The sequence below is a fragment of the Dietzia aerolata genome, assembly GCF_014144865.1.
GTDB lineage: Bacteria > Actinomycetota > Actinomycetes > Mycobacteriales > Mycobacteriaceae > Dietzia > Dietzia aerolata.
The window spans coordinates 1-7,917 of record NZ_JAALDM010000326.1 but is presented as its reverse complement, the minus strand read 5'-3'; the positions used below and the strand labels follow the sequence as shown (position 1 = coordinate 7,917).

Annotated in this window: 11 protein-coding genes; 6 read left to right on the top strand and 5 right to left on the bottom strand. The window is 68.8% G+C overall.

The annotated features are described in order from the left end of the window. Positions 1–771, bottom strand: a 771-nt coding sequence (locus G6016_RS16270) for a histidine kinase (protein WP_182633639.1), incomplete at its 3' end; no start/stop codon positions are given. 68 nt (positions 772–839) lie between these two features. On the opposite strand from G6016_RS16270, the gene G6016_RS16265 reads away from it, so the two are divergent. From G6016_RS16265 to G6016_RS17600, 3 genes are all read left to right on the top strand, one after another. Further along, complete coding sequence (locus G6016_RS16265) at positions 840–1,739, top strand: SDR family NAD(P)-dependent oxidoreductase (RefSeq protein ID WP_182633638.1); 900 nt, start codon at positions 840–842, stop codon at positions 1,737–1,739. Positions 1,740–1,899: 160 nt separating this feature from the next. Beyond that, positions 1,900–2,373 carry an SRPBCC family protein gene (locus G6016_RS16260; RefSeq protein WP_182633637.1) on the top strand — a complete coding sequence of 158 codons (474 nt, stop codon included), beginning with the start codon at positions 1,900–1,902 and terminating at the stop codon, positions 2,371–2,373. Then, the gene (locus G6016_RS17600) at positions 2,370–2,735 is read left to right on the top strand and encodes an ArsR/SmtB family transcription factor (protein WP_264886367.1); all 366 of its coding nucleotides are present in this window, start codon (positions 2,370–2,372) and stop codon (positions 2,733–2,735) included. Before G6016_RS16260 ends, G6016_RS17600 begins: the two co-directional genes overlap by 4 nt. A gap of 76 nt (positions 2,736–2,811) precedes the next feature. Here G6016_RS17600 and G6016_RS16250 read toward each other — a convergent pair whose 3' ends face one another. After that, positions 2,812–3,639, bottom strand: coding sequence for an MBL fold metallo-hydrolase (locus G6016_RS16250; protein ID WP_338403651.1), 828 nt, complete (start codon positions 3,637–3,639; stop codon positions 2,812–2,814). Beyond that, the gene (locus G6016_RS16245; protein ID WP_182633635.1) at positions 3,636–3,878 is read right to left on the bottom strand and encodes a hypothetical protein; all 243 of its coding nucleotides are present in this window, start codon (positions 3,876–3,878) and stop codon (positions 3,636–3,638) included. The genes G6016_RS16250 and G6016_RS16245 overlap by 4 nt, the downstream gene beginning before the upstream one ends. Before the next feature lie 158 nt (positions 3,879–4,036). Here G6016_RS16245 and G6016_RS16240 point away from each other — a divergent pair, with 158 nt between their 5' ends. Continuing rightward, entirely contained in the window at positions 4,037–4,696 is a 660-nt protein-coding gene (locus G6016_RS16240) for a GyrI-like domain-containing protein (RefSeq protein WP_182633634.1), read from the top strand. 69 nt (positions 4,697–4,765) lie between these two features. On the opposite strand, the gene G6016_RS16235 is transcribed toward G6016_RS16240, so the two are convergent. Then, positions 4,766–6,199 carry a sugar porter family MFS transporter gene (locus G6016_RS16235; protein WP_182633633.1) on the bottom strand — a complete coding sequence of 478 codons (1,434 nt, stop codon included), beginning with the start codon at positions 6,197–6,199 and terminating at the stop codon, positions 4,766–4,768. 248 nt (positions 6,200–6,447) lie between these two features. On the opposite strand from G6016_RS16235, the gene G6016_RS16230 reads away from it, so the two are divergent. Further along, on the top strand, positions 6,448–6,822 hold the full coding sequence (locus G6016_RS16230; protein WP_182633632.1) for a nuclear transport factor 2 family protein: 375 nt from the start codon (positions 6,448–6,450) through the stop codon (positions 6,820–6,822). Between the two features lie 69 nt (positions 6,823–6,891). On the opposite strand, the gene G6016_RS16225 is transcribed toward G6016_RS16230, so the two are convergent. Further along, a complete protein-coding gene (locus G6016_RS16225; RefSeq protein WP_182633631.1) occupies positions 6,892–7,608 on the bottom strand; it encodes an AIM24 family protein in 717 nt (238 codons plus the stop codon). A gap of 54 nt (positions 7,609–7,662) precedes the next feature. Here G6016_RS16225 and G6016_RS16220 point away from each other — a divergent pair. Beyond that, positions 7,663–7,917: Lrp/AsnC family transcriptional regulator (locus G6016_RS16220; RefSeq protein WP_182633640.1), on the top strand; the 255-nt coding region annotated here is incomplete at its 3' end.

Sequence of the window (7,917 nt, the reverse complement as noted above, 5' to 3'; positions counted from 1 at the left end):
GCGGCGCGCGGCGGCGGCCTGCACCCCGATCGCCGCGATGTGATGCGCCACCACGTCATGCAACTCGCGGGCGATCCGCAGCCGCTCCTCGGTGACGGCGGCGTCCTTGAGCTCCTCGGCCTGGCGCTCGATGGTCCGCGCCTGCTCCACCAGCGCAGCCTGCCGGTGCGCCGACCGCCACGCGGCGATACCCAGCGCCGCCGCGCCGCCGAAGTACACGATATTGATCAGCGCGGTGTAGACGAGATACGAGGGCACCGCGGGGAACAGGCCGCTGCCCGGCTCGGTCTCGGAGACCGCGTCGAGGATCTGCTGCATCCCCGACCCGAGCGCGAGATACCAGGCCAGCCACACGCCCAGCGCTGCGGCGATGCCCGTGGCGACCCCCACCAGCGCGCGGCGGTCCCGGGCCCAGGCCACCGACGAGTAGACCGCCACGAAGTACAACACCTGTTGGGACACCTGCCCCATGACGAGCGGCATCACGCTGCCCAGGATCAGCAGATGTAGAGTCGCGGCGATGCCGGTGGTCAGCGGGAAGCGGCGGCGGATGGCGAGGATCGCCGCGGCCGTGGCCATCGACAGGTACTGGGCCCACAGCGGGGCGGATTCGCCCGCCAGGACGCCCATGCTCCGCAGGATCTCGATGCCCAACGCCGAGCACGCGAACATCACCACGGCGAGCGTGATGTCCGCGCGGAGATAGCCGGGCGGCAGTGGACGGATCCACGGATCCTCGGCGTCGAAGAGGCGGTTCAGGCGGGACCACACGGGGTCGAGCCTAGTCATTCACGCGCCGGGCGCGGGTGAACGATGGTGCCGGACGTTACTCTGGGCGCGTGTCCACCCGAAGCATCGACATCCCTGACCTGAGCGGTCAGACCTGGCTGATCACCGGCGCGACCAATGGCGTCGGACTCGAGACCGCGCGGGCCGCCTCCCGGAACGGGGCCAGGGTGATCCTCGCCGTCCGCGACACCGACCGCGGCAGGCAGGTGGCGGACGAACTGCCCGGCGAGGCCAGGGTGGTGGAGATGGACCTCGCCTCGCTGGCGAGTGTGCGCCGCGCCGCGGACGACCTGCTCACCGGGCCCGACGAGTCGATCGACGTGCTGGTCAACAACGCCGGGGGCATCACGCCGCGCCGCCGCGAGACCGAGGACGGCTTCGAAATGGTGCTCGGTGTCAACGCCCTGGGGCCATTCCTCTTCACCAACCTGGTGCTCCCGCTCGTGCGGCGGCGGGTGGTCGTCGTCGGCTCCAACGCGCACAAGAGCGGCGCGATCGATTGTGACGACCCCCACTTCCGCCGGCGTCGGTGGAGCCCGGCGGCCGCGTACGCCCAGTCCAAGCTGGCCGACCTGTTGTGGGGGCTCGCGCTGGACCGCCGGCTCCGCGACGGACGGGCGACGGCCGGCGCACCCGGCGTGGACGTCCAGGTCACGCACCCCGGTTGGGCGGCCACCAATATCTCCAACGCCACCGGCAACGCTGTGCTCGATCGGGTGATCACCGGCGTGTGTTCGGTCTTCGCGCAGCCCGCGTCGCAGGCGGCCTTGACGACGATGTTCGCCGCGACCCGCCCGCTGCCGCCGTGCAGCTACGTCGGTCCCGATGCCATGGGACATCTGCGAGGCATGCCCACGCTCATCGGTCGCAGTGAGCAGGCATCGGATCCGGCGCTCGCCGAGCGGTACTGGGACCTCGCCGAGGCGGAGATCGCGCGGGTCGGTCAGTAGCCGAAACGTGTACACGAAACGCGATTTCGTGTACACGTTCTTCGGACGTGCCGAAGGCTTGTACACGTTTCGCCGGAGCGGCGACGGAGCTTCTACTGCAACTAAATGGTTGCAGTAGCGGTCATTGTGTGCGACCGTTGGCGGCAGGAGGTGCGAGGACATGACCGATGCAGACGCACAGGTGACCACCGAGGACGTGCCGGACGAGATCACACGCAGCATCCACATCGCGGCTGATGCGGCCACTGTGTGGGACATCGTCTCCGAGCCCGGATGGTTCATCAACGACGGAGAATGGACAGACCACGAGGTCACCACCGATGGTGACGTTTCCCGGGTCGTCGACCCCGTCCACGGGGAGTTCCACATCGGCACGGTTGAACTGGATCCTCCGCGCCGCGCGGTCTTCCGATGGCTGGGAGGCAAGGTGGGAGCCCTCGAGGACACGCCCGCCAACACGGTCGAGTTCACCATCCGCCCGGACGGAGACGGCGTGGTGCTGACGGTCAAGGAAACCGGCTTCGCCGCCCTTGACGCGGACGCGATCGAGCGGCGGAGGCGTTTCGAAGAGAATTCTGAAGGCTGGGGAATCGAACTCGACGTGGCCCGTCGACGCGCCGAGGGAGCGACGTGAACCCTGTGAGCCACGATGTCGCCGCGGGACTTCTCACCGACGAAGCCGACGACGTTTTTGCCGCGCTGGCGGACCGGACCCGCCGCCGGATTTTGGTCCGGTTGGTGCAGCAGCCCGACGATGCCGGCGCCGTTGCCCGCGAACTCGGGGTGAGCCGCCAGGCTGTCGCCAAACACCTGGGTCAACTGGTCGACGCAGAGCTCGTGACCGTGCGTACCGAACAGCGGCGACGCGTGCACAGTGTCGACCCGGCTCGCATTCGAGAAGTCTCGGACCTACTCGGAGCGGTTTCACGCGGCTGGGACGATCGGCTGTCGCAGGTGAGGAAGTTGGCAGAGGCGAAGGCCCGTGATCAGGGCTGAATCCGCACGGGTCCCGGCCGGTGGCCACGGCCCGGCCCTTGCCTTGGCCCTCGTCCTGGATTCGGAGCCGAGACCGTCAGGTGAGGTGGTCGTACCGGCCGCCGACCCAGTCCGCGTAGCGCTCGGCCGAACGCCGGACCGCGTCCTGCGCACCATCGGGAATGCCGGAACCGAAGTTGCCGTACAGCCGATCGAACTCGTACCGCTCGACGTGATCGGCGATCCGCTGCACCACCGACCCGGACAGCGGGATCCACACGGGGAACGAGCGCATGAAGGTCACCCAGCGGGGATCGGCGGTCGCCCCGATCGTGTCCCCGCTGAACAGCACCCCGCGACCATCCGGCGCCGTCCAGTGGACCACCGCGCTGCCGGGGAAATGTCCGCCCGGCTGGCTGGCCCGCACGCCGGGCAGAATCTCGATCTCCTCCCGGCGGCCCTCCCAGACCACCGTGTTGGTGGGGCGCACCCCGAGCCAGTGCTCATCGGCGGCGGAGACGTGGACCGGGCAGTCGCCGAACGCCCGTGACCACACCGACTGCAGTCCATACATGTGCGGATGCGAGGCGATGATCGCCGAGATGCCGCCCAACTCGCGCACGGCGGACACGGCCGCGTCGTCGATGAAGTTCGGCGCCTCCACCATCACGTTTCCGTGCTCGGTCCGGATGAGTGCGGGCTTTTGGCCGATACCCGGGCAGTCGCGCTGCGTCACGCCGACGACACCCGGCTCGAGATCGACGAACTCCAGCCGGGCACCACGCTCAGCGGCCTCGGCGGGACCCGTCCACCGCTGCCCGGAGCGCGGCACGAACTGGCGCTCATCAGCACAGATCGGGCACACCTCGGGCAGCGGCCGGGCCCGTTCGACGCCGCAGGTCGCGCACTGAACGTGGTCGCTCACGCCATGTCCCCCTCGAGGTCCACCGGATGCCATTCGCCTCCCACCTGCACCTCGAGGGTGCCGTCGGTGGGGGCGGAGTCCCGGTCGCGGCGGGCGGTGTCGTGGTGGCCGCCGTCGTGGCCGTCGGCGTCGTTGCCGGCGCGGTGGAGGTCGACCGCGGCCTCGAGTGCCTCCTGGGCGGTGCCGAACTCGCCCAGCTCGATGGTCCGGTCCGGAGTGCGGAATCGATACGTGGACATGCCCCGAGTGTCCGCCTCACACGCCGATCATGCATCCGCACCGGTCGGTCCCGTCGTGGCCGGGCAGGCCGGGGCTCGCGAGAGGCAAAGGTCGGGCGTGAGGTGGGAAATGGGCGCACACTGGGAATCAGGTATCCGTCACTGGAAGAAGGCACACCATGTCGTCGTCGTCACATCCGTCACCGGACGGTTCACCCGCGGACCCGGACGGTACCGCTCCGGACGGCACCTCCGTGGGGCGCGGCCCCGCGGCCGCCGAGAACGCGCCGGGCGGCTACCCGGCGCTCGGCGCCGAGCCCGTCGACGGGGTGCGGATCCTGCGCGCGCCGGCCGTGCCGACAGTCGTGGTGCAGGCCGCTGACGTGCCGATGGCGACTATCGCGGGGCTGTTCGACGCGGTGTTCGGAAAACTCTTCCCCGCCGCCTTTGAGCAGGGACTCACGCCCGCCGGGCCCGCGTTTGCCCTGTACACGCGCCTGACCGACGGCCCCGACGCCGCTGCGGACGTGGAAATCGGGTTTCCCCTGGACGGGCCGCTGATCGAGCAGCTCGACGACGATGCGGTGGAGATCGACGGCATGCGACTGGTGGCGTCCGTGATCCCCGCCGGCGAGGTTGCCGTGACCAGCCACCTCGGCGGATTCGACGGGCTGGGCCGGGCGTGGGGCGAGTTCTTCGGCGAGATCGGCGCGATGGGGCGGGCGCCCGGGAACCCGTTCTGGGAGAGCTACGTGACCGAGCCCTCGCCCGACATGGATCCCGCCGACCTGCGGACCGACCTGTACTGCCTGGTGAGGACACCAGACGACGCGGCCTGACGGCGCGGCCTGACGGCGCGGGGTGACGGTTGCTGGTGGGGCGGTGGCCTGCGCGGGACGGCGGGGCGGCTACTCCATGTCCTCCAGCGACCGGCCCGTCGTCTCCGGGATGAACCTCGCCACGAACACCAGCGAGAGCAGCGCGGAGACCGCGTAGAACCCGTAGGTGAACGTCAGGCTGAACTCGGCCATCGGCGGGAACGCCGTGGAGACCGCGAAATTGGCCAGCCACTGCGCGGCCGCGGCCAACCCGAGCGCCGTGGTGCGGATGCGGTTGTTGAACATCTCGCCCAGCAGGACCCACACCGCCGGGCCCCACGACATGCCGAAGAACACCACGAAACCGTTCGCCGCGATGAGCGCGATCACGCCGTGCGTGTCGCCGAGCTGCGGGGCGAGTTCGCCGTCCGGGCCCGCCACCATGGTGGCCTGGCTGAACATCGCCGCCATCACCGCCAACGAGATCGTCATACCGATCGAGCCCGTCATGAGCAGTCGGCGGCGCCCGATCTTGTCGATCAGCGCGATCGCCACCACGGTCACCACGATGTTCGTCACCGACGTGATGACCGACTGCGTGAGCGCGTCCTCCTCCGCGAAGCCGACCGACTGCCACAGCGTCGTGGAGTAGTAGAAGATGACGTTGATGCCCACGGCCTGCTGGAATACCGACAGGATCACGCCGATCCACACGATCGGCAACAGGTTGCGGCCACTCGGCGTGAGCATGTCCCGCCAAGAACGCTTACGGTCCTCGCGGACCGTCGCCCGGATCTCGCTGATCCGCGAGTCCACGCCACTGGACTGGATGGACCGCAGGACCTTGCGAGCCTCATCGACAAGACCCTTGGCCAGCAGATACCGCGGCGATTCGGGGATCGTCAGGGCCAGGACGCCGTAGATCACCGCCGGGATCAGTTCCGCCCAGAACATCCACCGCCAGGCCGCCGCGCCCAGCCACAGCTCCTCGATCGCGCCGCCGGCCACGCCCGCCAACCAGGCATCCGACAGCAGTGCGACGAAGATTCCGGATACGATCGCGAGCTGCTGTAGCGAGCCCAGGCGGCCGCGGATCGCCGGCGGTGCCACCTCGGCGATGTAGGCCGGCGCGATCACCGACGCCGCACCGACGCCCAGCCCGCCGATCACCCGCCACAGGATCAGGTCCCACGCGCCGAACGCGAAGCCGGACCCCAACGCGCTGATCGTGAACAACGTCGCCGCCAGCACCATGACGCGGGTTCGCCCCCACCGGTCGGCCAGCCGGCCCGCGAGGTACGCGCCCACGACACACCCGAGCAGCGCCGAGGAGACCGTGAACCCGGTCAGGGCCGGTGAGATCTCGAAACTCGTCTGCACCGCGTCCACCGCGCCGTTGATCACCGCGGTGTCGAAGCCGAACAGGAAGCCGCCCAGCGCGGCGACCATTGAGATCATCACCACCCGGCCGGTGTGGAACGACTCCTGATCAGGTGCCGGAGCGGATGCATTCGATGTGGACATGGCGTACCCCGCTCCTCCAGCGGTCGCCCCGCGGCCGCCGATCGACTGTCGAGAGAAGATGGTGGGGGAAGCGTAGAACCGCCGGCAGGGGTCCGCAACGACGAGGGGTGTTCCGCACTCTGTCGCGAAGGCTCGCCCGCGAACGCTCGCCCGCCGGGTCGCAGCGAAGAAACCCACAGAACGAGAACACGTTCTAGGCTGGGGGACACGCTGTTGAAGTTGTCGTCGTCCCCGAAAGGTCCCCACCCATGAGCGTTTCACCCGACCTGATCCGCGCCACCGCCGATTCCTACATCGCCGCCCTGGAGGCCGGCGACCTGGACGCCGTCATGGCCCTCTACGCCGACAACGCCACGGTCGAGGACCCCGTCGGCGGCGGCACCGTCCATGACGGCGCGGCCGCCGTCCGCGAGTTCTACGCCACCGTCGTGGCGATGAAGATCGACGGCAAGGTGCTCGAAGCCCGCGTCTGCGGCAACGAGCTGCTGTTCAACTTCGAGATCACCACGCATTTTGACGCCGAGAACTCCGCCACGATCAACGTGTGGGATCACATGGTCCACAACGACGAGGGCAAGGTCACCTCGATGCGCGCCTTCTGGACGCCCGAGAACATGCGCTGACGGTGTCGGCCGGCCCTACGCGGGCCAACGCGGACCCATACCCATGCGGACCCTGGCGGGCCCAGCGACCTAGTTGAACAGGCCCGCCAGGCCGCCCGCGCCGCCAGCCTCCTGGCCCGCGTCCTTGACCACGTTCTCGGCGGGCTGCACCAGCACGAGCCCCTGACCGCCGAACGCCAGCTGGAACGTCTCGCCACTGCCGCCGCGGATCAATGACTTCAGGCCGCCGGTGTCCATGCGGACGTCCATCTTCACGCCGGCCGTCCACAGCACCACGGCCTGGGGATCGGCGAAGGTCGGGGCCGAAGCCACGTCCAACGCGACTGGAGTGCCCTTGGTGGTGATGGCCACGAACCCGGTGCCGCTCATCGCGACGTTGTACATGCCGCCGGCGCTCATCCCGCCGCTCGAGCCGATGCGGTGGATGTCCCAGTCGATCCCGGTCGACAGGGCCAGCACGCTCGCGCCGTTGACGGAAATCGCATCGTTCTCCAGGTAGAGAATCTGGATGTCCGCGGCGTTGTCGGCGAGGAACAATTCGCCCTGGCCGGTGCACTTCATGAGCGGCACGCCCTCGCCGGTGGCGGCGGCCTTGAACATCTTGCCCAGCCCGCCCGATCCGCCGTGCTCGAACCCGACCTGGCCCTGGTAGGCGACCATCGAGCCGGTCCGGGCCATCACGGACTGATTGCCGAGTGTGACCTTGAGTAGCTTCGAGTTCTGCAGCGCAAAGTGCTTGTCGGTTTGCTTTTCCTGACCAATCTCGAACAGTTCCCCATAGATCATGAACGGGACCTTACTCTCGGCGGGATGACCACGGGGCGACGTAATCTGATCGTCATGATCACCGCCATCGTTTTTGTCAACGCCGATACCGCGCGCATCCCGGAAGTGGCGTCAGCCATCGCCGAGATCGACGGGGTGTCCGAGGTCTATTCGGTCACGGGCACCATCGACCTGATCGTGTTGGTCCGTGCCCGTCGCAACGAGCAGATCGCCGACGTCGTCTCCGACCAGCTCAACAAGGTGCCCGGCGTGTTGGACACCGAGACGCACATCGCCTTCCGCACCCAGTCCAAGCACGATCTGGAAGCC